The organism is Streptomyces sp. NPDC101225 (genome assembly GCF_044767585.1).
Classification (GTDB): domain Bacteria; phylum Actinomycetota; class Actinomycetes; order Streptomycetales; family Streptomycetaceae; genus Streptomyces.
Genome location: NZ_JBIWOE010000057.1, coordinates 20,832 through 46,319 on the forward strand (window position 1 = coordinate 20,832; position 25,488 = coordinate 46,319).

Annotated in this window: 17 protein-coding genes; 9 read left to right on the top strand and 8 right to left on the bottom strand. The window is 74.6% G+C overall.

Going from position 1 to position 25,488, the window contains the following annotated elements; all coding sequences use genetic code 11:
* From ACIRPX_RS41785 to ACIRPX_RS41810, 6 genes are all read right to left on the bottom strand, one after another.
* A complete protein-coding gene (locus ACIRPX_RS41785) occupies positions 1-7,770 on the bottom strand; it encodes an amino acid adenylation domain-containing protein (RefSeq protein WP_404205338.1) in 7,770 nt (2,589 codons plus the stop codon).
* 40 nt (positions 7,771-7,810) lie between these two features.
* A complete protein-coding gene (locus tag ACIRPX_RS41790; RefSeq protein ID WP_404205339.1) occupies positions 7,811-9,001 on the bottom strand; it encodes an NAD(P)/FAD-dependent oxidoreductase in 1,191 nt (396 codons plus the stop codon).
* A 157-nt stretch (positions 9,002-9,158) separates the two neighbouring features.
* Complete coding sequence (locus tag ACIRPX_RS41795) at positions 9,159-9,389, bottom strand: acyl carrier protein (RefSeq protein WP_404205340.1); 231 nt, start codon at positions 9,387-9,389, stop codon at positions 9,159-9,161.
* 63 nt (positions 9,390-9,452) lie between these two features.
* Complete coding sequence (locus ACIRPX_RS41800) at positions 9,453-11,063, bottom strand: amino acid adenylation domain-containing protein (RefSeq protein WP_404205341.1); 1,611 nt, start codon at positions 11,061-11,063, stop codon at positions 9,453-9,455.
* A 47-nt stretch (positions 11,064-11,110) separates the two neighbouring features.
* The gene (locus ACIRPX_RS41805; RefSeq protein ID WP_404205342.1) at positions 11,111-12,166 is read right to left on the bottom strand and encodes an LmbU family transcriptional regulator; all 1,056 of its coding nucleotides are present in this window, start codon (positions 12,164-12,166) and stop codon (positions 11,111-11,113) included.
* A gap of 131 nt (positions 12,167-12,297) precedes the next feature.
* Positions 12,298-12,510 carry an MbtH family protein gene (locus tag ACIRPX_RS41810; protein ID WP_384266276.1) on the bottom strand — a complete coding sequence of 71 codons (213 nt, stop codon included), beginning with the start codon at positions 12,508-12,510 and terminating at the stop codon, positions 12,298-12,300.
* A gap of 570 nt (positions 12,511-13,080) precedes the next feature.
* Here ACIRPX_RS41810 and ACIRPX_RS41815 point away from each other — a divergent pair.
* The 7 genes from ACIRPX_RS41815 (at position 13,081) to ACIRPX_RS41845 (ending at position 21,295) form a co-directional block, all read left to right on the top strand.
* Positions 13,081-14,259, top strand: coding sequence for a serine hydrolase domain-containing protein (locus ACIRPX_RS41815; protein WP_404205343.1), 1,179 nt, complete (start codon positions 13,081-13,083; stop codon positions 14,257-14,259).
* A gap of 131 nt (positions 14,260-14,390) precedes the next feature.
* Positions 14,391-15,419, top strand: a complete 1,029-nt coding sequence (gene argC, locus ACIRPX_RS41820; RefSeq protein WP_404205344.1) for an N-acetyl-gamma-glutamyl-phosphate reductase — start codon at positions 14,391-14,393, stop codon at positions 15,417-15,419.
* Positions 15,416-16,567, top strand: a complete 1,152-nt coding sequence (gene argJ, locus ACIRPX_RS41825) for a bifunctional glutamate N-acetyltransferase/amino-acid acetyltransferase ArgJ (RefSeq protein WP_404205345.1) — start codon at positions 15,416-15,418, stop codon at positions 16,565-16,567. Before argC ends, argJ begins: the two co-directional genes overlap by 4 nt.
* A gap of 74 nt (positions 16,568-16,641) precedes the next feature.
* Complete coding sequence (argB, locus tag ACIRPX_RS41830) at positions 16,642-17,547, top strand: acetylglutamate kinase (RefSeq protein ID WP_404205352.1); 906 nt, start codon at positions 16,642-16,644, stop codon at positions 17,545-17,547.
* A complete protein-coding gene (locus ACIRPX_RS41835; protein ID WP_404205346.1) occupies positions 17,544-18,824 on the top strand; it encodes an acetylornithine transaminase in 1,281 nt (426 codons plus the stop codon). Before argB ends, ACIRPX_RS41835 begins: the two co-directional genes overlap by 4 nt.
* A 321-nt stretch (positions 18,825-19,145) precedes the next feature.
* Positions 19,146-19,799: an LmbU family transcriptional regulator gene (locus ACIRPX_RS41840; protein ID WP_404205353.1), complete on the top strand. Its 654-nt coding sequence runs from the start codon at positions 19,146-19,148 to the stop codon at positions 19,797-19,799.
* Between the two features lie 251 nt (positions 19,800-20,050).
* Positions 20,051-21,295 carry an RNA-guided endonuclease InsQ/TnpB family protein gene (locus tag ACIRPX_RS41845; RefSeq protein ID WP_404205347.1) on the top strand — a complete coding sequence of 415 codons (1,245 nt, stop codon included), beginning with the start codon at positions 20,051-20,053 and terminating at the stop codon, positions 21,293-21,295.
* A gap of 13 nt (positions 21,296-21,308) precedes the next feature.
* On the opposite strand, the gene ACIRPX_RS41850 is transcribed toward ACIRPX_RS41845, so the two are convergent.
* Positions 21,309-21,971: an FMN-binding negative transcriptional regulator gene (locus ACIRPX_RS41850; RefSeq protein ID WP_404205348.1), complete on the bottom strand. Its 663-nt coding sequence runs from the start codon at positions 21,969-21,971 to the stop codon at positions 21,309-21,311.
* Positions 21,972-22,217: 246 nt separating this feature from the next.
* Between ACIRPX_RS41850 and ACIRPX_RS41855 the strand changes: the two genes are divergently transcribed.
* Entirely contained in the window at positions 22,218-23,576 is a 1,359-nt protein-coding gene (locus tag ACIRPX_RS41855) for a lysine N(6)-hydroxylase/L-ornithine N(5)-oxygenase family protein (protein WP_404205349.1), read from the top strand.
* A gap of 558 nt (positions 23,577-24,134) precedes the next feature.
* Positions 24,135-24,617: a hypothetical protein gene (locus tag ACIRPX_RS41860; RefSeq protein WP_404205350.1), complete on the top strand. Its 483-nt coding sequence runs from the start codon at positions 24,135-24,137 to the stop codon at positions 24,615-24,617.
* 202 nt (positions 24,618-24,819) lie between these two features.
* Here ACIRPX_RS41860 and ACIRPX_RS41865 read toward each other — a convergent pair whose 3' ends face one another.
* A complete protein-coding gene (locus tag ACIRPX_RS41865) occupies positions 24,820-25,284 on the bottom strand; it encodes a nuclear transport factor 2 family protein (protein ID WP_404205351.1) in 465 nt (154 codons plus the stop codon).
* Positions 25,285-25,488 lie beyond the last annotated feature (204 nt).

Genomic DNA, 25,488 nt, shown 5'->3' on the forward strand with positions numbered 1-25,488 from the left:
CTAAACGTTCATCTGGCGCAGCTGGGGGCGGTTCGACTTGCCCGACGTGGCGATCCGGCCGGCCAGTTCGGCGACGGTGGGGCTGCGGAAGACCGTGGTGACCTTGATGTCGGCGCCCAGTTCGGTGCGGATGCGGCCCACCAGCCGGGTGGCGAGCAGGGAGTGCCCGCCGACCTCGAAGAAGTCGACGTCGATGCCGACCTCGTCGACGCCGAGGAGTTCGGCGTACAGCCGGCACAGCACTTCCTCGTGGTGGTTGCGCGGTCCGCGGCCGGTGGCGGTCTCGGTGCGTTCGGGGGCGGGCAGGGCGTTGCGGTCGAGCTTGCCGCTGGGGGTGGTGGGGAACGCGGCGAGCGGCACGACGGCGGAGGGGATCATGTAGTCGGGCAGGTGGGCGCGGGCCTGCTCGGTCAGGGCGGTGAGGTCCACCGCGGCCGGGCCGGTGCCGGGGGCGGGCAGGACGTAGGCGACCAGGCGCTGGTCGTCGGGGGTGTCCTCGCGGACCACGGCGACCGCGGCGTCCACCTGCGGGTGGGAGGCCAGGACCTGTTCGATCTCGGCGAGTTCGATGCGGAAGCCGCGGATCTTGACCTGGAAGTCGGCGCGGCCGACGTATTCGACCTGGCCGTCGCCGCTGAAGCGCACCACGTCGCCGGTGCGGTACATGCGGGCGCCCGGCGGGCCGAAGGGGCAGGCCACGAAGCGGTGCGCGGTCAGGGCGCTCTGGGTGAGGTAGCCGCGGGCGAGCTGGTCGCCGGCCAGGTACAGCTCGCCGTCGACGCCGGGCGGGACCGGGCGCAGCGCCGCGTCCAGGACGTAGACCTGGGTGTTCCAGACGGGCCGGCCGATGGGCAGCCGGTTCTCGCCGGGCCGGTGGCGGTAGGCGGTGACCTCGACGGCGGCCTCGGTGGGGCCGTAGACGTTGTGGACCGCGCAGCCGGGCAGCAGGCGGGTGAACTTCTCGGCCAGGGCGGGCGGGAAGGCCTCGCCGGCGACCTCGATCCAGCGCAGGCTGGTGCAGCCGGCCGCGGCGGGTTCGGCGACGAACGCCTCCAGCAGGGAGGGCACGAAGTCGGCGCCGGTGACCTGTTCGCGGCGGATGAGGCCGGCGAGGTAGGCGGGGTCGCGGCGGCCGTCCGGGCGGGCGATCACGACGGCGGCGCCGGCCTGCAGCGGGGCGAACAGTTCGGGCACCGACACGTCGAAGCCGGCGGTGGTGGACAGCAGCACCCGGTCCTCGGGGCCGACCTGGAAGTGGTCCAGGCCCCAGGCGAGCCGGTTCATGATGGCCCGGTGGGCGACCGGGACGCCCTTGGGGCCGCCGGTGGAGCCGGAGGTGAAGATGGTGTAGGCGGCGTTGTCCTCGGACAGGGCGCGCACCGGGTCGGTGTCGGGCCGGCCGGCGGTGTCGGGCAGGTCGGTGTCCAGGACGAGCAGCGGCCGGGCCCGGTCCAGGATGTGCTGGACGCGGTCGGCGGGCAGTTCGGTGTCGATGGGCAGGTAGGCGGCGCCGGCCTTGACGACGGCGTAGATGGCCACCATCAGCTCCACCGAGCGGGGGATCTTGACGGCGATCAGCTGTTCGGGGCCGGCGCCCTGGTCGATCAGCCAGTGGGCGAGCCGGTTGGCGCGCCGGTTGAACTCGCCGTAGGTGAGCGTCTCGTGCTCGCCGATCAGGGCGGTGCGCTCGGGGGTGCGGGCCGCCTGGGCCTCGAAGGCGTCGGGCAGGGTGGTGGGGGCCAGCGGGTGGGCGGTGTCGTTGATCTCCCCTACCAGCAGCCGGTGTTCGTCCTGGGCCAGGACGTCGACGGCGGCCAGGGGCTGGGCGGGGTCGGCCAGGACGTGCTCCAGGACGCGGACCAGGCGGGCGGCGATCTCCTCGGCGCCGGCCCGGTCGTAGAGGTTGCGCTGGTAGTCCAGGGACAGGCGCAGGTAGGGGTCGGAGGAGTTGAGGGTGAGGGGGTAGTGGGAGCCGGCGAAGGGGCGGATGGCGTCGATGGTGAAGCCGGCCGCGTCGTTGGCCTCGACGATGCCCTCGCGGTCGATGGGGTAGTTCTCGAAGACGACGATGGTGTCGAACAGGGCGGGCAGGCCGGTGGCGCGCTGGATGTCGGCCAGGCCGTAGTAGTGGTGGTCGAGCAGGCTGATCTGCCGGTCCTGCAGGTCGGTGATGATCTCGCCCAGGGTGCGTCCGGGCGAGCACCGGGCGCGGGTGGGCAGCGAGTTGATGAACAGGCCGACCATCTCGTCGCTGCCGGCCAGGTCGGCGGGGCGGCCGTTGACGGCGGCGCCGAAGACGACGTCCTGCTGCCCGGTCAGCTTGGCCAGCAGGATCGCCCAGGCGCCCTGCAGCAGCGTGTTGAGGGTGACGCCCAATTGGGCGGCGCGGCGGGCCAGTTCGCGGCCCTGGTCGATGGAGAGCGGCACCTCGACGCGGCCCAGCGAGGTGGCGGTGCCGTGCGCGGTGCGGCCGGCGGCGATCAGGGTGGGCTCGTCGAAGCCGTCGAGTTCGGCGGCCCAGGCGGCGGCGGAGGCGTCCCGGTCCTGGCGGGTCAGCCAGGCCAGGTAGTCGCCGTAGGAGCGGACCGGGCCGAGGTCGCCGGCCTGCGCGTACAGCCGTACCAGGTCGGTGATGACCAGGGGGGAGGACCAGCCGTCGAAGAGGGTGTGGTGGGCGGTGAGGATGAGCTTGGCCTGCCGCGGGCCGCAGGTGAGCAGGGCCAGGCGCAGCAGCGGCGGCCGGGTGGGGTCGAGCGGGTCGGCCCGGTCGGCGGCCAGGGCCTCCTGCAGGGCGGTGTCCTGCTCGGCCGGGGTGCGGCCGGTCAGGTCGAGGTGGCGCCAGGGCAGGGTGACGGTGTCCGGGACGACCTGGACGGGTTCGCCGTCGGCGGTGGTGGTGAACGCGGAGCGCAGGTTGGGGTGGCGCTCCAGCAGGGCCTGTCCGGCGGCGCGCAGGCGGGCCGGGTCGACGCCGCCGGACAGGTGCAGCACGAACTGCATGTGGTAGACGTCGAAGGCGCCGTCGGCGAGCGCGGCCTGGAACTGGATGCCCAGCTGGCCCGGGGCCTGCGGCCACACCTGCCGCAGGCGGCCGTAGCGCTGTTCGAAGGCGTCGATGTCGGGCTGGGTGACGGTGACCAGGGGGGCGTCGGCGGGGGTGAGGCCGCCGATGTGGGGGCGGGCGGCGTAGGCGGCCATGCCGTGCAGCACCCGCGTCCAGGTCTGGGCGAGTTCGTCGGCCCGGGCGCGGGTGAGGAGGGTGGTGGGGAACATGAACGCGGCCTGCAGCCGGGTGCCGTCGGGGGTGTCGGTGGCCACCGAGTTGACCTCGAGGGCGGACAGGGCGGGCAGGTCGGGGTCGGGTTCGGGGATCAGCTCGGCCGACCAGTCGGCGGGCCCCCAGCCGTGCTGGCGCAGCTGCTCGGGCAGGTCGGTGGCGGAGATCCGGCCGAGGTAGTTGAAGCCGATCTGCGGTGCGGCCAGGCCGTCGAGCTGTGCGGCGGTGGCGTCGTTGAGGTGGCGCAGCAGGCCGTAGCCCAGGCCCTTGTCGGGGATGGCGCGCAGCTGTTCCTTGACCTGCTTGACCAAGGCCGCGGTGGCGGGGCCGCCGGCCAGGACGTCGGCCGGGTCGATGCCGGCGGGGTCGACGCGGGCGGGGTACATGGTGGTGAACCAGCCGACGGTGCGGGTGAGGTCGGCGCCGGGCACGGCGTCCTCCTCGCGGCCGTGTCCCTCCAGCCGCACCAGCAGGGGGTCGCCGGTGCCGCGCCAGTGGCCGACGGCCAGGGCGAGCGCGGCCAGCAGCACGTCGGTGGCGGTGCCGCGGAACGCGGCGGGCAGGGTGGTCAGCACCGCCTCGGTGACGTCGGCGGGCAGCTCGACGCGGACGGTGTCGACGGTGGCGAACACGTCGACGGCCGGGTCGGGGCGGCGGGCGCCCAGCGGCGGGTCGGGGGTGCTCAGCACGTCCTGCCAGTGGCCGAGTTCGGCCTCCCGCCCGGGGGTGTGCGCCTGCTCGTCGAGGGCGGCGGCCCAGCGGCGGGCGGAGGTGCCCACGGCGGGCAGGTGGGGGGTGCGGCCGGCCCGGACGTGCTGCCAGGCCTCGGCCAGGTCGGACATGAGGATGCGCCAGGAGACGCCGTCGACGACCAGGTGGTGCAGCACGATCAGCAGCCGGCCCGGGCCGGCGGGCGGCGCGAAGTGGACGAAGGCCGCCATGACGCCGGCCCGCGGGTCGAGGCGGCCGGCCGCGGCGTGCAGCTGGGTGCGGGCGGCGGCCGGCACGGCCGCATCCTGCCAGTGGCCCTCGCACTCGACCCGGTGCACGAGGTCCGCGGCGCGCACGCTGCCGGCCGGGCGGACGCTCAGGGCGGGCGTGCCGGTGCCGGTCAGCCGGGCGCGCAGCAGGTCGTGGTGGTCCAGGACGGTGTCCAGGACGGCGGTCAGCTGGGCGGTGGTGATGCCGTCGGGCAGGTCGAGGACCATCGACATGGCGAACCGGTCCAGGCCGCCGCCCGCGCCGAACACCTGCCGGGCCACCGGCGGCAGCGGCAGGGTGCCGAGGCCGCCGTCCGCGTCCTCGGCCAGCACCGGCGTCTGCTCGCCGCGGGCGGCGGCCACCTCCGCGAGGCGGGCCGCGGTGCGGCATTCGAAGATCTCCCTCGTGGACAGGGTGAGGCCGCGGGCGCGGGCGCGGGCGACGACCTGGATGGAGCGCAGGCTGTCGCCGCCGGCGGCGAAGAAGTCGTCGTCGACGCCGACGCGGTCCACGCCCAGCACATCCGCGTAGGCGGCGGTGATGATCTGCTCGGTCTCGGTGCGCGGGGCGCGGTAGGCCGCGCCGGTGAACTCCGGTTCGGGCAGGGCGGCGCGGTCGAGTTTGCCGGTCGGCCCCAGCGGCAGCCGGTCCAGGGCCACGAACGCGGAGGGCACCATGTAGTCGGGCAGCCGGGCGGCGGTGAACGTGCGCAGTTCCGCGGCCGAGGCGCCGGCCAGCACGTCGACGTCGCCGATGCCGCCGGCGCCGTCGTCGCCGACCGCGCCCTCGCCGGTGTGCACCACGTAGGCCACCAGCCGGCGCCCGCCCGCGGGCACCTCCCGGCTGATCACGACGGCCTCGCTGATGCCGGGGTGGGCGGTGACGGCCGCCTCCACCTCGGCGGTCTCGATGCGGAAGCCGCGCACCTTGACCTGGCCGTCGCTGCGGCCCACGCACTCCAGGTGGCCGTGTGCGGTGTGGCGGGCCAGGTCGCCGGTGCGGTACATGCGCGCGCCGGGCGGGCCGAAGGGGTCGGGGAGATAGCGCTGCGCGGTCAGTGCGGGCCGGCCGTGGTAGCCGCGGCCCAGGCAGCTGCCGGCCACGTACAGTTCGCCGACCACGCCGGGCGGCACCGGTGCCAGGCCCGGGCCCAGGACGTGGGCGCGCATGCCGGTCAGCGGGCGGCCGATGGGGGCGACGGTGTCCTGCGGCCACTCCTGCCCGGCCGCCAGGGTGAAGGTGGTGGCGTAGAAACTCTCGCTCTGGCCGTAGGAGTTGACGATGCGGGCGGCGGGCAGCGCCCGGCGGATCTGCCGCACCAGCCGGCCCGGCAGCACGTCGCCGGCCAGGACGACGGTGTCCAGGCGGGGGGCCTTGGACAGGTGCGGCACGAGTTCGGCGACGACGGAGGGCACGCCGCTGAGGACGTGGCCGTCCCACTGCTCGCGTTCGGCCAGCACCAGCGCGCTGTCCACGAGCTCCGCGCTGCCGCCGCCGGCGAGGGTGGTCAGCAGCTCGAAGACGGACACGTCGAAGTTGACGGAGGTGCCGGCCAGCATCCGCCGGCCCGGCCCGGCGTCCACCGCGTGCGCCAGGTCCGTCACGCCGTCCACGATCGCGCGGTGGGTGAGGGCGGCGCCCTTGGGGGTGCCGGTGGAGCCGGAGGTGTACATCACGTAGGCGAGATGGTCCGCGCGCAGCGGCGCGGTGCGGTCGGCGTCGGCCGGGGCGCGGTCGGGCGTCTTGGGGCCGGCGTCGGGCTGGTCCGTCAGCAGCGGGGTGAGGGGGTGGGCGGGCAGCCGCTGCCAGGTGGCGGTGTCGGTGACGGCGAAGCGCGGCGCGGCCTGGCCCAGCACGCTCTCGGCGCGGCCCTGCAGGTGGCGCGGGTCCAGCGGCACGTAGCCGGCACCGGACTTGAGGATGCCGAGCAGGCCGGCCACCAGGTCCTCGGTGCGCGGCAGGGCGAGCGCGACCAGGTCCTCGGGTCCGGCGCCGCGGCGGATGAGCCGCCAGGCCACCGCGTTGGCCCGCTCCTCCAGCTGCCGGTAGGTCAGCGTGCGGCCGGCGCACACCAGGGCGGGGGCGTCGGGGGTGGCCGCCGCCTGCCGTTCGAACAGCTCGGGCACGGTCGCCGCGGCCGCAGTGGTCGCGGGCCGGGGGGCGGGGTGGGCCAGCAGCCGGGCCCGTTCGGCCGGCTGCAGGACGTCGACGGTGGCGACGGCGCGTTCGGGGTCGGCGACCAGCCGGCCCAGCAGGCGCACGAAGCGCTGCGCGAGGGCGTCGGCGGTGGCGCGGTCGAAGAGGCTGGTGGCGTACTCCAGGCGGCAGCTCGCGCCGCCGGAGGCGTCCGGGAGCAGGTCGAAGAACAGGTCGAACTTGGCGGTGCGGGTCTCCAGGCGCTCCACCACGACGCCCAGGCCGGGCAGTTGCAGGGGCGGCACCGGCGGCTGCCAGGAGAGCATGACCTGGAAGAAGGGGTTGTAGGCGGTGGAGCGGTCGGGGTTGAGGAGTTCCACCAGCCGTTCGAAGGGCAGGTCCTGGTGGTCGTAGGCGGCCAGCGAGCGCTCCCGCACCCGGCGCAGCAGGCGGCGGAAGGTGGGGGCGCCGGTCAGGTCGGCGCGCAGCACCCAGGTGTTGACGAAGAAGCCGACGAGGTCGCGCAGGTCCTCGTCGGTGCGGTCGGTGATGGGGGCGCCGATGGGGATGTCGTCGCCGCAGCCCAGGTGGTGCAGCAGCACCGCCAGCGCGGCGTGCATGACCATCGAGACGGTGGTGTCCTCCTGGGTGGCGAGCTTCTCCACGGCCTGCAGCAGGTCGGCGTCCAGGGTGAAGGGGATGCGGTCGCCGTCCGGGCGCATCACCCGCGGCCGGGGCCGGTCGGTGGGCAGCGCCAGCGGCTGCGGCAGGTCGGCCAGCGCCCGGCCCCAGTAGGCCAGTTGGCGGGCGGCCAGGCTGTCGGGGTCGTCCTCGTCGCCGAGCAGGTCGCGCTGCCACAGCGTGTAGTCGGCGTACTGCACCGGCAGCGGCTCCCAGGTGGGGGCGCCGCCTTCGCTGCGGGCCGCGTAGGCGGTGGTCAGGTCGCGGAACAGCGGCCCGAAGGACTCGCCGTCGACGGCGATGTGGTGGGCGACGACGACCAGGGTGTGGTCCTGGGCGGTGCAGCGCACCAGCAGGGCGCGCAGCGGGATGTCGGCGGCCAGGTCGAAGGTCTCGGTGGCCGCCGCCTCGACGGCCGCCGCCCGCCTGTGCGGCGGCACGTCGACGACCGGCAGCTCCAGCGGCCGCTCCTCGGCGGCCAGGACCTGCTGGTGCGGGACGCCGTCGCCGTCCTCGACGACGACCGTGCGCAGGACCTCGTGCCGCTCGACGACGTCACGCAGCGCGGCCCTGAGGGCCGGCACGTCCAGGGCGCCGGTCAGACGCAGGGCGAACGCGCCGTTGTAGGTCGGCGACGGGCCTTCGAACCGGTCCACGAACCACAGCCGGCGCTGCGCGAACGACAACGGGATCATTGTTTCTCCAAATCGGCGACGCCACGCGGAGGGCGGGTCGTCACTCGGCCGAGTCGAGCAGGGTCAGCAGGTCGTCGTTGTAGAAGTCGTCGATGGAGCAGGCGCCCGACAGCGTCGAGAAGTAGCGGTCGATGTGCTCCTGGTGGCCGACCAGCTTCTGCAGCATGTCGACGCGTCCTTGAGGCTTGAGCTCGGCCACGTTGAGCGCGCCCTGGTAGTGGCTGAGGGCCTCGCCGCTGAGGTTGTTCTCGTAGCGGCGCAGCGCGGCGGCCAGCGCCCGCTCGTCGTGCAGCTGCCCGCCGATGTACTCGGTGAGGGTGTGGGCCTGCACGAACGCCTCGGTGATGCCGCGGGCGGTGATGGAGTCCTTGTGGTTGACCGCGTCGCCCACCAGCACCCAGCCGGGCCCGTAGGCCTTGCGGAAGTAGTTCTCCTGGTGGCCGGTGCCGTACAGCTGCTCGACCCGCTCGCCGGCCCGCATCCGCTCGTACAGCTCGGGCGCGGTGCTGCGGAAGGAGTCCAGGTAGAAGGGCTCGACCTCCTTGCGGACCTGCTGGTACTCGTCCTGCGGGAAGTAGGTCATCAGCAGGGTGAGGTCGTCGTTGGTGGGGATGACGCCGATCCACCGGCCGGGCCGCTCGTACAGCTCGAAGTGGGAGGGCACGCCCGCCCAGTAGCTGTAGTAGGTGCAGCTGACCCGGGCGTGCTCGATGACGTTTTGGGCGCCGGTCCTGCGGGCCACCAGCGAGCGCATGCCGTCCGCGCCGACCACCAGGCGGGCCCGCTCGGTGGTCTCGGTGCCGCCGGGCGTGCTGTAGCGCACCCCGGTGACCCGCTCGTCCTGCCACAGCAGGTCCTTGACCGCGCAGCCCTGCCGGAAGTCGACGCCGGCCTCCACGGCGCCCTCGGCCAGCAGCGGGTCCAGGACGTAGCGGCGCGGCGCGTAGGTGTGGCGCAGGCCGTCGACGGGCAGCGAGAAGCCCTCGATGCGCACCCCGGGGCCCTGGTAGCTCTGCCTGGTGATGGGCCGGCAGCCGGCGTCGCGGAGCTTGTCCAGCAGCCCCCACCGGCTCAGCAGGCCCATGCCCTGCATGTGGATGTAGTGCGAGGACAGCGTGTCCTGCGGGAAGGTCGCCTTCTCCAGCAGCAGGACCCGGTAGCCCTGCCGCGCGAACAGCATGGCGGTCGGCGAACCCGCACAACGGGCACCGATGACAATCACGTCGTACATGGCGCGCCTCTCTTACCGAATAGTGTTTGACGCAACGCGGCTGCGGCCGGAGAGGCCCCCGGACGGGACACGCTGTCGACGCGGCGGAACGCGGCGGGGACGGTGCCTGGCGGGCGGATGGCCCGGCCCGCCGGCCGACCGGGCTGCCGGCAGGGGGTCAGGAGGCCAGGGCGCCCAGGGAGTCGATGTAGGCGGCGATCCGGTTCACCGTGGGGTGCAGGAACATCTGGTCCATGGGGACCTCGACGCCCATGTCCTCGATGAAGGCGCCCTGGATCCCGACCATGATCACGGACTGGCCGCCCAGGGCGAAGAAGTCGTCGTCGCCGCCTATGTCGTCGCGGCCCAGTTCCCGGCACCAGATGGCGCGCACGAGGTCGGCGGTCATCGCATGTTCCCTTTCTCTTTCGTCTTCTCTTTCGTCGGCGTCGTTCATGTGTGTCCGGCCGCGTCAGCGGGCGGCCTGTTCTTCCGGTGCGTGCGGCCGGGCCGCCGCGGCGCGGGAGGCGGGCGGGGCGGCGGCCGCGGCCAGCGCGGCCCGGTCGACCTTCCCGTGCGGGCTGAGCGGAAGGTGCGCCACGGTCACGAACCGGGCCGGGACCATGTTCCGCGGCAGCGACGCCAGCAGGCCGGCGCGTACCGCGTCCTCGTCCGGTGCGCCGGCGGCGGGCAGCAGGAACGCGGTCAGCTCGCCCTCCCCGCCGGCGCCCGGGGTGACGGCCACGGCGGCCTCCCGGATGCCGGGCAGCCGGCCCAGCGCGCGTTCGATGTCACCCGGGTCGATGCGCATGCCGCGCACCTTCACCTGGGCGTCCATCCGGCCGGCCACGACCAGGTCGCCGCCTGCGTCGATGCGGCCGCGATCGCCCGTGCGGTACAGCCGCACCGGCTCCCCGTCCACGTCCACGACGGTGAACCTGGCGTTCTCCGGGCCCGCGGCGCCCAGGTAGCCGGCGCCCACCCCGGCCCCGGCGATGCAGATCTCGCCGTCCTGGCCCGGCCCGACCGGCCGCAGCCGGGCGTCCAGCAGGTGGATGTCGGTGTTGTGGGCGGGCGTGCCGACGGGGGCGATGTCGCCGCCGCCGCGCCAGTGCCGGGAAAGGTCGTAGGAGGTGGCGACGTCCGTGCACTCGGCGACGCCGTACTGGTGCAGCAGGGTGCAGGCGCGGCCCGGGCGGCGGGCCCACTCCTCCAGGCGCTCGCTCTTGAGGGCCTCCCCGCCGAACAGGACGTGGTCCAGCCGGGCCAGCGCGGTCCCGCCGCGCGCCAGCTCCCAGTCCACCAGCACGTACAGGGTGCTGGAGGCGCAGTGCACGACGCGGATGTCGTGCTCGCGCAGGGCCCGGTAGGCCATCATCGCGTCGAAGTTGCGGCTGGCCAGCAGGTGCTGGGTGGCGCCGCAGAACAGCGGTGTCATCAGGGCGCGTTGGGACAGGTCGAAGCCGAAGGCGCTGACCACGAGGTGGTGCGAGCGGGCGGTCAGGCCGTACTCCAGGCGCAGCCACCGCATCAGGTTGAACCAGCCGGCGTGGCGCACCGCGGTGAGTTTCGGGGTGCCGGTGGAGCCGGAGGTGAACACGGCGTAGCACAGGTCCTCGCCGCTCACGGCGACGCCGGGCGAGGTGGCCGGCAGCGCCAGCAGGTCCAGCCCGGCCAGGTCGACGACCTCGCAGGGCGCGGCCTCGACCATCGCCGCGGTCGCCGCCGAGGCGGCGACCAGCGCCAGGCCGGGGACCTGGCCCAGCAGCAGTTGCAGCCGGGCCGGCGGGTAGGCGGGGTCGAGGGGCACGTAGGCGGCGCCCGCCTTGAGCGTGCCGAGGATGGCCACGAGCAGCTCGACGGAGTAGTCCAGGCAGACGCCGACCGTGGTGCCGCGGCCGTGCCCGCGGGCGCGCAGGAAGTGCGCGAACCGGTTGGCGTGCGCGTCCAGTTCGGCGTACGTCACCTGCCGGCCGGCGTGCACCACGGCGACGGCGTCCGGGGCGGTGCGCGCGTGCGTCTCGAACTGCTGGTGGACGACGGGCGCCGGGGGCAGCGCCACCCGCTTTCCCTGAAGGATCATCAACTGACTCCGATGTGAGGGCAGTTCGGCTCGGACGGCACCGGCGCTCAGACGCCGGACCGGCCGGAGGGGGCGGACCGGGCGGCGGGGGCGGGCCGGTCGAGGGCGGCGAGCTGGTCGGCGGCGGGCCGGTCGGTGGCGAGCTGGTCGGCGGCAGGCCGGGCGGCGGGGGCAGGCCGGTCAGCGGCGGCGAGCTGGTCTGCGGCAGGCCGGTCTGCGGGAGCAGGCCGGTCAGCGGCAGGCCGGTCTGCGGGAGCAGGCCGGTCAGCGGCAGGCCGGTCAGCGGCAGGCCGGTCGACGGTGGCGAGCCGGTCGGCGGCGGGCCGGTCGACGGTGGCAGGCCGGTCGACGGTGGCGAGCCGGGCGGCGGGAGGCCGGGCGGCGCCTTCCAGGACCTGGGCGGCCCAGCGCTCCAGCGGCAGGCCGTGCGCGGCGGCCGCCCTGGCGTGGTGGGCCAGCTGCCCGGCGGACAGCTCGATGGTGAGCGTGGTGACCTCGCCGCCGCCCGCCCCGGCCGGCGGGGCGGGCCGCGGCGGGCCCGGTACGGCGGCAGGGGCGGGGTCGGGGGCGGGGTCGGGGGCGGGGGCGGGGGCGGGGGCGGGGTCGCTCTGCACGGCCAGGTGCGCGCGCACCGCGCGGCGCAGTTCGTTGCGCGACCACTTGTGCTGCTCGGCCTTGCGCAGCCAGTAGTCCTGCTCCGGCGGCGCCAGCCGGGTCACCTCCGCGTGGTGGGCGAAGCTGAGGCCGTCGCGGCGGCGGTGCTGCTCGAAGCGGCGGGCCACCCAGGCGTAGTTGCGCAGGGTCTGGTAGTCCAGCCCGGTGCGCTCGACGGCCTCCTTGTAGCGCCGCCACCCGTAGGTGGCCTCGCCGTAGATCAGCCAGTCCGCCAGCCACCACGCGGAGGAGTTCACCAGGCCGCGCAGGTTGGCGCCGATCTGCTCCCAGGAGCGCTCCGGCAGGTTGTGCGGGAACGTCATCCCCGACTTCTGCACCGTGGCCTGGCTGCCCACGAAGGACAGCACCACCTCGCGCTGCGCCTGCTCGCCGCCGCCGTCCGCCGGCCTCGGCGCGTACCTGCTCGCGGTCCGCACAGCCCCCGTCACCGCCCTCAACTCCCCACTCGATGTGTCGTTTCGCCCGCAGTGCCGGCCGGCACCGCGGCCGGCACCACACGGATCGCCTCCGCGCCCGCGCATCACGTCCGCGCCGTGGCGCCGTCGTGCCGTGGCGGCCGTCAGTCGGCCATCGCCTCCTGCAGGCTCTTGGGCCGCAGGTCGGTCCAGTGCTGCTCGACGTACTCCAGGCACTGCGCGCGGCCGGCCTCGCCGAAGACCACCCGCCAGCCCGCGGGCACCTCGGCGAACACCGGCCACAGGGAGTGCTGCTCCTCGTCGTTGACCACCACGTAGAAGCGGCCGTCCGCGTCGTCGAAGGGGTTCGTGCTCACCTGGCACCGTCCTTGTCCGTCATGGGGTGGGTCCGGGAAATCCGCCGGAAGCCGCCGGGCCGCCGTCGCACACGGAGCACCGGCGCATCGGCGCGCCGGGTACGAGGGCGCCGGCCGGCGCCGCGTCCGGTCGACGGGACACGCCCGGTGTCCGGTCGACGGGACACCCGCGGCGGTGGCCCTCCCGGCGATGCCACGTCACCGTAGGAAGGCCGGCGCCGGCGCGACAAGGCTCCACCGGCCGCGGCCCGCCCGGCCGGCGGCAGACGCCGCGCGCGGCCGCCGGCCCCCTGTACCGGGCCGGTCCCGTGTGCCACGATGCCGCGCCTCGGCCGCCGCGCCGCGGACGCCTGAGGATCACTCGAAAGGCGCCGCACGCCCGCACGAGAACCACCCGAGACGGACCGGCGGCACACACCCAACTCGGCCTTTTCAGGGGCGACTTGCCGCCCCGGGGGCGGCTCGCTGCGCAAGCTACCGGCGTTCGAGAGGGGTGACCTAGTCTGCCGCCGACGCACCGCACAAGTACGACATCAGCCAGGTGCGGACGATTCCTCAGGGGGAACGACGATGACGACACCGACCAGACGCAGGGCCCGCCTGGTGGCCCTGGCCGCGGCGGCGCTGACCGCCGCCGCGCTCACCGCGCCCGCACCCGCGGCGGCCGGCCCCGTCCGCGCGGCGGGCGGCCACCAGGCCACCCGGGCGGCGATCGAGGCGGCCGTCGCGGCCGGGGTGCCCGGTGTCACCGCCGAGGCCCGGGACGCGGCCGGGGTGTGGCGCACGACGGCGGGCGTGGGCGACCGCACCACCGGCGCGCCGCGCAGCCCGCGGGACCGCTTCCGCACCGGCAGCATCACCAACACGTTCGTGGCCACGGTGCTGCTGCAGATGGAGGCGGAGCACAAGCTCAGCCTCGACGACCCGGTGGAGACGTTCCTGCCGGGCGTGGTGACCGGCAGCGGCAACGACGGCCGCAGGATCACCGTGCGGCAGCTGCTGAACCACACCAGCGGTCTGTACGACTACCTCGCCGACCCGGCGTACTACGAGAAGTACACCCTGGGCGAGGGCTTCCTGCGGCACCGCTACGACACCCTCACCCCCGCCCAGCGCCTGGCGGTGGCCTTCTCCCACCCGCCGATGTTCCCGCCCGGGGCCCGGCACTCCTTCTCGCACACCAACGACATCCTCTCCGCGCTGATCGTGGAGAAGGTCGGCGGCTCCTCCTACGAGGCGCAGGTGCGCCGGCGCATCCTCGCCCCGCTGAGGCTGAGGGCGACGTCGAACCCCGGCACCGCCACCACCGTGCCCAGGCCCAGCAGCCGCGGCTACTCCAAGCTGTTCTACGGCACCGACCCCGACCGCATCGACGACGTCACCGACGTCAACGGCTCGCAGAACTGGGGCGACGGCGACCTCATCTCCAGCGCCGGCGACCTCAACCGGTTCTACGGGGCGCTGATGGGCGGCCGGCTGCTGCCCGCCAAGCAGCTCCAGGAGCTGAAGACGACCGTCGTCAACCCCGACTTCCCCGCCTCCTCCTACGGCCTGGGCGTGGAGCTGCTGACGCTGGGCTGCCACACCAGCGTCTGGTACCACGACGGGGGCGTGGTGGGCTCGCTGACCCTGTCCGCGTTCAGCGAGGACGGCCGCCACCTGCTCACCTTCAACTACAACGGCGACTGGGAAGTCTCGCAGCTGCTGGCCACCCTGAACGCCGAGTTCTGCCCCGCCCCGTCGAACTGACGCCCCGCCCCGCCGCCCCGCCGGGGCCGGCCGCCACACCGCAGCGCAGCGCACCGCACCGCGCCGGGCCGGGCCGGGCCGGTGCGCGGGACCACGCAAGGACGACCTGCTTTCGCCGACGAGGAGGGTTCATGACAGTGCGAGCGGCCGTGGCCGGGGCCAGCGGCTATGCGGGGGGCGAGCTCCTGCGCCTGCTTCTGGGGCACCCCGAGGTGGACATCGGCGCCGTCACCGGGCACACCAGTGCGGGGGCGCGGCTGGGCCGTGTGCAGCCGCACCTGGCGGCGCTGGCCGAGCGGGAGGTGCAGGCCACCACCGCCGACGCGCTGGCCGGCCACGACGTGGTCTTCCTCGCCCTGCCGCACGGCCGGTCCGCGGCCGTGGCCCGGCAGCTGGGCGAGCGGGTGCTGGTCGTCGACTGCGGCGCGGACTTCCGGCTGGCCGATGCGGCCGACTGGGCCCGCTTCTACGGCTCGCCGCACGCCGGCACCTGGCCCTACGGGCTGCCCGAACTGCCCGGCGCCCGGCAGGTGCTGGCCGGTACGCGGCGCATCGCGGTGCCGGGCTGCTACCCCACCGCCGTCTCGCTGGCGCTGTTTCCGGCGTATGCGGCGGGCCTGGCCGGGCCGGAGGCGGTGGTGGTCGCCGCCTCCGGCACCTCGGGCGCGGGCCGCGCGCCGCGCTCCGACCTGCTGGGCGCGGAGGTGATGGGCTCCATGCGGCCCTACGGGGTGGGCGGCGGCCACCGGCACATCCCGGAGATGGTGCAGAACCTCAGTGCCGTCGCCGGGCACCGGGTCGGCGTCTGCTTCACCCCGACGCTGGCGCCGATGCCGCGCGGCATCCTGGCCACCTGCTCCGCGCCCGCACGGCCCGGCGTCGGCGCGCACGACGTGCGCGCCGCCTACCACAAGGCGCTGGCCGACGAGCCGTTCGTGCGGCTGCTGCCGGAGGGGCAGTGGCCCGCCACCGCCGCCGTCACCGGCTCCAACGCCGTGCACCTCCAGGTGGCGCTGGATGCGGCGGCCGGCCGGATCGTCGCCGTCAGCGCCCTCGACAACCTCACCAAGGGCACCGCGGGCGGCGCGGTGCAGGGCATGAACATCGCGCTCGGCCTGCCCGAGACCCTGGGGCTTTCCACGATCGGAGTCGCACCGTGAGCGTCACCGCAGCACGAGGCTTCAGCGCGGCGGGCATCGCCGCCGGCATCAAGGACAACGGCGCCCGGGACCTGGCGCTCGTCGTCAACCACGGGCCGCGCGCGGCGGCCGCGGGCGTGTTCACCGCCAACCGGGTGCAGGCCGCGCCGGTGCGGTGGTCCCGGCAGGTCCTGGCGGGCGGGCGGGCCCGCGCCGTCGTCCTCAACTCCGGCGGCGCCAACGCCTGCACCGGCCCGCAGGGCTACCAGGACGCCTGCACCACCGCCGAGCACACCGCCCGGCTGCTGGGCCACGAGGCCGGCGAGGTGGCGGTCTGCTCCACCGGGCTGATCGGCGTGCCGCTGCCGATGCGGCGGCTGCTGGCCGGCCTCGACCGGGCCGGCGCCGCCCTGTCCGCGCACGGCGGGCCGGACGCGGCCCGCGCCATCATGACCACCGACACCGTCCCCAAGACGGCCGCCGCCGGCCGCGGCGGGTGGAGCGTGGGCGGCATGGCCAAGGGAGCCGGCATGCTCGCCCCCGGCCTGGCCACCATGCTGGCCGTGCTGACCACGGACGCGGCCGTCGAAGCCGACGTGCTGGAGCGGGCGCTGCGCGCCGCCACCCGGGTCACCTTCGACCGCATCGACTCCGACGGCTGCATGTCCACCAACGACACGGTGCTGCTGCTGGCCTCCGGCGCCTGCGAAGCCACCCCGGACCACGGGGAGTTCACCGAGGCCGTCCGCGCCGTCTGCGCCGACCTGGGCCGGCAGCTGATCGGCGACGCGGAGGGCGCGAGCAAGGACATCCGCATCGAGGTGAGCGGCGCGGTCAGCGAGGACGACGCCGTCGAGGTGGGCCGCGCCGTGGCCCGCAGCAACCTCCTCAAGTGCGCCCTGCACGGCGAGGACCCCAACTGGGGCCGGGTGCTGGCCGCGATCGGCACCACCTCCGCCGTCTTCGAACCGGACCGGCTCAGCGTCGCCATCAACGGCGTGTGGGTGTGCAAGCACGGTGCGGTGGGCGAGGACCGCGCCCTGGCGGACCTGTCCGGCCGCGAGGTCCGCATCACCGCCGACCTGGCCGCGGGCCCCGCGTCCGCGGTGGTGTGGACCAACGACCTGAGCGCCGGCTACGTCCGCGAGAACAGCGAGTACGCCTCGTGACCGGCGCCCCGGACCCCTCCCCCGCCCCGCCGCCCGGGCCCGGCCGCACGGGTGACGGCGCGGACGGGGGCGGGGTGCTGCCCAAGGCGCGCGCCCTGGTCGAGGCGCTGCCCTGGCTGGCGCGGATGCGCGGCAAGACCGTCGTCATCAAGTTCGGCGGCAACGCCATGGTCGACGACGACCTCAAGGCCGCCTTCGCCATGGACATCCTCTATCTGCGCCACGCCGGCCTGAGCCCGGTGGTGGTGCACGGCGGCGGCCCGCAGATCAGCGCCCAGCTGCGGCGCCTGGGCCTGGAATCCCGCTTCGAGAGCGGCCTGCGGGTGACCACCGACGAGACCATGGACGTGGTGCGGATGGTGCTGGCCGGGCAGGTGCAGCGGGACCTGGTCGGCCTGCTCAACGCGCACGGCCCGCACGCGGTCGGCCTGACCGGCGAGGACGCCCGCCTGCTGACCGCCGTCAAACGCTACGCCCGCAAGGACGGCCGGCCGGTGGACATCGGCCGGGTCGGCGAGGTCGCCCACGTCGACGCGGGCATCGTCCGCGCGCTGCTGGCCGACGGCCGCATCCCGGTCATCTCCTCCATCGCCCGCCCGCACGACGCCAAGGACGCCGCCGAGGGCGGGGTGTTCAACGTCAACGCCGACACCGCGGCCGCCGCCGTGGCCGCCGCGCTCGGCGCCGAGGCCCTGCTGATCCTGACCGACGTGCCCGGCCTGTACGCGAACTGGCCGCACAGCCAGGACGTGGTGGCCCGCCTGACCGCCGGCGAACTGGCCGCCCTGCTGCCGCGGCTGACGTCCGGGATGATCCCCAAGATGGAGGCCTGCCTGCACGCCGTGCGGCACGGGGTGCGCACCGCCCGCGTCGTCGACGGCCGCGTGGAGCACTCCGTCCTGCTGCAGCTGTTCACCGACGACCGCATCGGCACCGTGGTCGTGCCCGACGACGAGACCGGCCTGGAGGAGACCCCATGAACACCCCCGCGCACGGCACCGGCAGCAACGGCAGCGGCAACGGCACCGGCAGCAGCGGCAACGGCAGCGGCAACGGCAGCGGCAGCGGCAACGCGGAGTTGACCCGGCGCTGGCAGGAGGTGATGACCCAGGCCTTCGGCACCCCCCGCCTGCCCCTGGTGCGCGGCCGGGGCAGCTGGGTGTGGGACGCGGAGAACACCGGCTACCTCGACTTCGTCGGCGGCATCGCCGTCAACGCGCTGGGCCACGCCCACCCCGCCGTGGTCCGGGCCGTCACCGAACAGGCCGCCCTGCTGGGCCACGTCTCCAACCTGTTCACGGCCGAGCCCCCGGTGCGCCTGGCCGAACGCCTGCTGCGGCTGTCCGGCCGCCCGGGGCGGGTGTACTTCGCCAACTCCGGCGCGGAGGCCAACGAGGCCGCCTTCAAGATCGGCCGGCTGACCGGGCGGCGGCACATGGTGGCGGCCGCCGGCGGCTTCCACGGCCGCACCATGGGCGCCCTGGCCCTGACCGGGCAGAGCGCCAAGCAGCAGCCCTTCCGGCCGCTGCCGGGCGAGGTGAGCCATGTGCCCTACGGCGACGCCGCAGCCCTGCGCGCGGCGGTCACCCAGGACACCGCGCTGGTGATGCTGGAGCCGGTGCAGGGCGAGAACGGCGTCATCGTGCCGCCGCCCGGCTACCTGCACGCCGCCCGCGAGATCACCGCCGCGGCCGGCGCCCTGCTGGTGCTGGACGAGATCCAGACCGGCATCGGCCGCACCGGCCACTGGTTCGCCGCCCAGGCCGAGGGCGTCGAGGCCGACGTCGTCACCCTGGCCAAGGGGCTGGGCGGCGGCCTGCCCATCGGCGCCACGCTCGCCTTCGGGCCGGCCGCCGGCCTGCTCACGCCGGGCACGCACGGCTCCACCTTCAGCGGCAACCCGGTGGTGTGCGCGGCCGCCCTGGCCGTCCTGGACACCATCGAGGAGACCGGCCTGCTGGAGCGGGTGCGGGCGGCCGGCGGGCGGCTGCGCCGCGGTCTGACCCGTCCGCCGCACCCGCTGGTGCGGGAGGTGCGCGGCGCCGGCCTGCTGGTGGGCGTCGCGCTGGCCGCCCCGTGCGCCGCCCGCGTGCAGCGGGCGGCCCAGGACGCGGGGCTGCTGGTCAACGCGGTGGCCGCGGACGTCATCCGCCTCGCCCCGCCGCTGACCGTGTCCGACGCCGAGGTGGACACCTTCCTGGAGCGCTTCCGCGCCGCCCTGTCCAGCGCCCGCGGCCGGCAGCCGCAGGCGGCCTGACCGCCGCCCCCGCCCCGGGGGGGCAGCTGGCGGGAAACCGCCGCCCGCCCCGGCGCCGGGACACCCGGCCCGGCGGGGGCGGCGGCCCGCCGGCCTGGCCCGAAGCGGGTGCGCCGGATGGCCGTTCGAGTACGGCTACGGTGGTGCTCCAGAGCGCCCTGGGAGGCTTCTGGCCGGTTTGGTGGACCCTTCCATGGAGGCATGATGATGCGTCAGGCCGGTCGAAGCGCAGCGCCGAACGGCGGCCCGGCAGCCGCGCCACCGCAGCCGCCGCGCCCCGCGGGAACCGGGCCGCGCCGGGCGCCGGTGCTGACGACCCGGGTGGGCCTGCAGATGCCGGCCAAGATGGCCTACGACGAGTGGGAGCGGGCCGGCCGCCAGCTCGCCGACGTCCTGGACTCCTCCTCCTGGTGGCTGGGCGACTGGCTGGTCTACGGCAAGGACCACTACACCGACCGCTACCAGCGCGGCATCCGCGCCGCGGGCCTGTCGTACCAGACGCTGCGCAACTACGCGTGGGTCTCCCGGCGCTTCGACCTCACCCGGCGCCGGCCGTCGCTGACCTTCCAGCACCACGCCGAGCTGGCCTCGCTGACGGTGGACGAGCAGGAGCTGTGGCTGGACCGGGCCGAGCAGCGGCAGTGGACCACCAAGCAGCTGCGCACCGCGATCCGCGCCGCGCGCCGCGGCGGGCCGCAGCCGGCCGCCGCCGAGCCGAACTGCCGTCTGGAGCTGCCCGGCAGCCGCTTCCAGCGCTGGCAGCAGGCCGCGCAGCAGCTGGGCGTCGACTTCGAGCAGTGGGTGACCACCACCCTGGACCGCGCGGCCGCCGGCGCCCTGCAGGAGACCGGCACCCCGCCCGGGCCGGCGGAGCTCGCCGAAATGACGCGCCGGCCGGCCCTGCCCGCCGCACAGGAGGGCACCCGGTCTGCGTCCCTGGCCGGGCGGGGCCGACCGCTGGCCGTCGGCGCCTGACCGCGCCGCACACGGTGATATCCGGCGGGGGTATCGGGCTCCCTGCAGAACACTCCAGCGTTCACGCCGGGGATCAATGCCTCCGAAAGACTGCTCTGACGTGCCCTCGAGAGCGGACGTTTTTGCTGCTCGATGTACGGGCGGGCGATCGCCAACGGCACGCCGCCGCACGGCGCACCTGCCGAAATCACGTGCCTGCCACGCCTTGGTCCCCGTCCCTCCACGAGACGGCCCGAAATAGGATCCTGCTCATGCAGCTCCGCTACAACTACCGGGCCTACCCGGACGCCGCACAGCGCCGTGCGCTGGCCCGTGCGTTCGGATGCGCCCGCGTGGTGTGGAACGACTGCCTGCGCGACCGGCAGGACGCACACGCGGCCGGGCTGCCGTATGTGACGTCGGCCGAGCTGTCCCGGCTTCGCATCACCCAGGCCAAGCGCTGCGAGGAACGTGCCTGGCTTGCGGAGGTGTCGGCGGTCGTCCTGCAACAGTCGCTGCGGGACCTGGATGCCGCCTACAAGAACTTTTTCGACTCGGTCAAGGGCAAGCGGCAGGGCCGCAAGGTCGGCCCGCCCCGCTACAAGTCGAAGAAGGACACCCGGCAGTCGATCCGCCTCAACACCAGCGCCTTCTGCCTGAAGGCCAACGGCACGGTGTACGTGGCCAAGGTCGGCAGCCTCAAGGTCACCTGGTCGCGCCGGCTTCCGGCCGCACCCACATCCCTCACCGTCACCAGGGACAGCTGCGGCCGCTACTTCCTCAGCTTCGTCGTGGACACCGAGCCGGACGTCCTCCCCGCCCTTCAGGCCGACGCAGGCCTCGACCTCGGCCTGTCCGCCTTCGCCGTCCTGTCCGACGGCAGCAAGATCGACAGCCCGCGCTTCCTGCGCCGGGCCGAGAAGAAACTCAGGCGTCTTCAGCGTGAGCTGTCCCGCAAGGCCAGGGGATCGAAGAACCGGGACAAGGCCCGCATCAAGGTCGCACGCCAGCATGCCAAGGTCGCGGACCGGCGCCGGGACTGGCACCACAAGGCATCCACACAGATCATTCGCGACAACCAAGCGGTGTACGTGGAAGACCTCGCGGTGTCCGGCCTCGGCCGCACCCGGCTCGCCAAGTCCGTGCACGACGCAGGATGGTCCGCGTTCGTGCGGATGCTGCAGTACAAAGCGGCCAAGCACGGCCGCACCTTCGCCAAGGTGGACCGGGCCTTCCCGTCCACACAGCTCTGCTCGGCCTGCGGATTCCGGGACGGCCCCAAGCCCCTGCACGTCCGTGAGTGGGCGTGCGGCGCCTGTGGCAGGGTGCACGACCGCGACCACAACGCGGCCCGCAACGTCCTGTTCGAAGGACGCCGTATCGTCGCCGCCGGACGGGCGGAGACGCCAAACGCCTGTGGAGCGCCGGTAAGTCGGGCCCCCGTGCCCGCACAGCGTGGTGAAGCAGGAAGCCCCCGGAAGGGTCACACGACCCCGGCCGGAATCCCTGGACTGTAGGCCAGGGAGCACGTCAAGGCAAGCGGTCCATCAGCGCGGCGGTCTCGCGCCGGTAGGTGCAGGCACTGTGCCGGAAGGAGTCCCGCACCCGGGCGCGGACCTCGCCCGGCTGTTCCTGGCTGAGCTTGAACATGCCCTCGGCGCCGGTCACCGTGAACCGGAAGGCGCCCACGGCCGGCGCGATCTTGCGGAAGTACTCCAGCGAGTCGGTCATGTCCCAGCCGGTGCCGAAGCGGTCCTCGAAGGCGCGCACGGTGGCCTGCACCACGCCCAGCGTCTGTTCCGCCGTCTCCAGCTTGTCCACCACGCCCCGCACGTGCACCGCGGTGAAGTTCCAGGTCGGGGCGGCCGGTGTCACCTCGTACACGGTGGGCGAGACGTAGGAGTGCGGGCCGGTGAAGGTCAGCAGCACCGTGCCGCCCGACTCCAGCGCGGCCCAGTGCGGGTTGGCCCGGTTCATGTGCCCCAGCAGGGTGGCCCCCACCAGCCGGCCGTCCGGGTCGGACGGGGCCTGCGGGTCGAAGGCGGCCTCCGGGTCGAAGATCACCGGCAGGTGGGTGGCGAGGGGGCCGCTGTCGGGGCCCGCGCTGGTGACGGCGAGGGCCAGCGGATTACCGCGGATCAACTCCGCCATCCACGAACTCTCCGGTTCGCGGTAGAAACTGGGCACGAACATCCGTATTCACCCTCTCGGCAACATGTGAATCGGGTTGTGAATCGGGGACGGATCGATAATCCGCGCCGACCCTACCGCCCGTCCCGTCGACGGGACACAGAATTCTGGTACCGGGTATCCGTGCGGTCGCCGAAGCGTCTTCGTGCCGTCTTCGAGTTGCTTTCCGGGCGCTTTCCGCAGAACACTCGACGACGGTCTGTCGAGCCACCGGTCGAGTTTTTCCAGAAGCAAGCGGGAGAATTTTCTATGGACACAACGGAAAGGCCCAGCCAAGGGATCTACGACGTGGTCGGCATCGGGTTCGGCCCGTCCAACATGTCGCTCGCGATCGCCCTGGAGGAACACGAGGCGAGCTCGCCGCAGCATCCGGTCACGTCCCACTTCTTCGAGCGGCAGCCCGCGTTCGGCTGGCACCGCAACATGCTGCTGCCCTCGACGACGATGCAGATCTCCTTCCTGAAGGACCTGGCGACCTTCCGGAATCCGACGTCCCGGTACGGCTTCATCTCCTATCTGCACGCCGTGGACCGGCTGGTGCAGTTCGTGAACAACCAGGACTTCTTCCCGACCCGGCAGGAATTCCACCAGTACCTGGAATGGGCGGCCGCCCTCCTCGGCGACAAGGTCACCTACGGCGCCGAGGTCACCGCGATCCGGCCGGCCACCGAGGACGGCGGCGCCGCGCCCGACCTGCTGCAGATCGAGGTGCGCACCCCGGACGGCGGCCGCAGCGTGGTGCACGCCCGCAACGTGGTCATCTCCACCGGCCTGGTGCCGCGCCTGCCGGACGGCGTCCGGGGCGACGAACGGGTCTGGCACAGCTCGCAGTTCCTGGCCCGCTTCCGGGCCCAGGACCCCGCCGGGCTGCAGAGCGTGGCGGTGGTCGGCGCCGGGCAGAGCGCCGCCGAGATCACCCGCTTCCTCTACGACTCGCTGCCGCACGCCCAGGTCAGCGCGGTCATCCCGTCCTACGGCTACTCCGTCGCCGACGACACCCCCTTCGCCAACCAGGTCTTCGACCCCGGCGCGGTCGACGCCTACTACTTCGGCACCGAGCGGGCCCGGGACTCGTTCTGGCGCTACCACCGCAACACCAACTACTCGGTGGTCGACGCGGACGTCATCCGGGCGCTGTACCAGCGCTCCTACGACGAGCAGGTGCGCGGGGGCGAGCCGCGGCTGCACTTTCGCAACCTGACCCGGGTCGCCGACGTCGAGCGCAGCGGCCGCGTCACGCGGGTGGCCCTGCACTCGCTGCTGGACGACCGCACCGAGGAACTCGCCGTCGACGCGCTGGTGTTCGCCACCGGCTACGACGGCGTGGACCCCGCCCGGCTGCTCGGCGACTTCGACCGGCACTTCCTGCGGGACGCGGCGGGCCGGCACCGGGTGGAGCGCGACTACCGCCTGCTCACCGCCTCCGAGTCGATGTCGTGCGGGGTGTACCTGCAGGGCGGCACCGAGCACACCCACGGCCTGACGTCGTCGCTGCTGTCGAACATCGCGGTCCGCAGCGGCGAGATCGCCGATTCGATCGTGCTGCGGCGCGCCGGGCGGGACCTGGACGGCGCCCCTGCCGTGCGGGTGGCCTCCCCGGCCGCCTGACCCGCCCGCCGCCTGCCCCGCCCCGCCGGGCGGGCCGGGATGGCGGGCCGGGCGGGTGGTCGCCGCGCTCCACCGCGACACCGGCCGCGCCCGGCCGCGCCGCGAGCCGCCCGCGAGGAAATGGTGCGCGGCCTTTCAGGTGCGCGGCCTTTTCAGGTGCGCGCGCGAAGAGCGGCGGGAATGACAGTTCTCCGATATCCGCCCTCCCTCTCCGCCGTCCCGTTGACAGGACGTAACATGCCGGCGCAACACTCGGGGCAAACCCCGGCCGTCTTCTTTTCCGGGCGGTGATGAAAGCAGCCGGTGTCGGTCATTGACGGGAATCGGTGTTCCTCCGGCCGGTGCCGGCGCGCGATGATGGTCGGCGCCGCCCGGCACGGGCCGGCGGGTCCTCGACGCCCCGCCGAACCGCCGTACGCCACCGGCCGGTTCCCCCCGGCCACCCCGGGACCCCGTACGCCCGCCGTGGCCGGCATCCCCCCACCCAAGGAGTCCTGCCATGAGCGCCCCCCGTCCCCCCGGCGCCCGGACGACGACATCCCAGCGAAGGCGAGGGCAGTGCCCGTGACCCACCCGCACGCGGCGCACAGCACGCCGCAGCCGGCCGTCCTGGGCCGGGAACTGACCCTCGCCGCCCACACCGACGACGAGAGCGCCCGCGCCCTCGCCCGCACCCTGGCCGGCCATCTCTCGCCCCGGGCCCGGCTGATCCTGCTCGGCGCCCTGGCCGACACCGGCCGGGCCCTGCTCGCCGACGGCGGGTGGGGTACGGCGCCGGCGGGCGTCGTGCGGGTGCGGTTCGCCGACGGGCCCGCGCTGGCCCGCGCCGCGGCCGCCTTCGCCGCCGGTCCGGTGGCGGGCTGCGGCGACGCCGTCAGCGACCCGGCGGAGCTCACCCTGCACATCCCGGCCGACACCGGCGTCGAGTGCCTGCGGGCGGTGCTCACGCGGCTGGACGCGGCGGCCGCGGCGGCCCGCTCGCTCACCGTGCACGGCCACGAACTCGACGACGTCCTCGCCTCGTTCACCGGCCCGCCCTGACCCCCTCACGGGCCGCGCCCGCCGGTCGGCGCCGGCCGGGGCGTCTTCGCCCTGTCGACGCGCCCGCCCTCGTCAGGGACGGCAGGCGGGCGCGGACGGGGAGGTGATGGTGCGCCGCCCACTCTAGGCACGCCCGGGCGCCGCGTCCCCGGCCCTGGGCGGAACGTCCAGCTCCGCTGCAGCGGTGCTGGACCCCGCCCGGTCAGGCCAGGTCGTCGCGGACCACCCGGCGGTGCGCGGCCCGCCACACCCCGCCGCCGTCGCACACCAGGACGTCCTCCATCACGCACACCGACAGCGTGCGGCGGCCGGCCGCGCCGGGGGCGGCGTGCACCAGGGCGGAGCAGCGGGTGTGCAGCGTGCCGTCGGGGCGGGGGTGCACGTCGAGCAGGCCGACCCAGTGGGTGAGGCGCTCACCGGCCCGGCGGCGGGCGGCGGCGCCGGCGCGCACGTAGCGGGCGAGCGCGTCGCGGGCCGGCAACGGCCCGGGCAGGAAGGGCAGTTCGAGCAGGGCGTCGTCGGTGAAGGCGGCCGCCCAGCGCTCGGTGTCGTGCGCGTCCAGAATCGGCAGCTGCCGGGCGTAGAACTGCTGCGCCTGCGCGTACAGTTCGGCGAATGTCCGGCTGTGCGGGGCGTGTGCGGCGCTGCCCACCAGCTCGACGGTCATCTCTTGGCCTCCGCCCGTCGGCCCGGACCGTTCCGGGCTGGGTAGGGCCAGTGTGGAAGGGCCGGCTGGAGCTGCTTTCAAGGACTCCTCAAGCGGGGCCCGCGCCCTGGCCGGTGACGGTCCAGGTGTCGCCGCCGGCGAGGAGGGTGGCGAGGTCGCCCTTGCCGTGTTGTGCGACGGCCAGGTCGAGCTGGTCGGCCATCT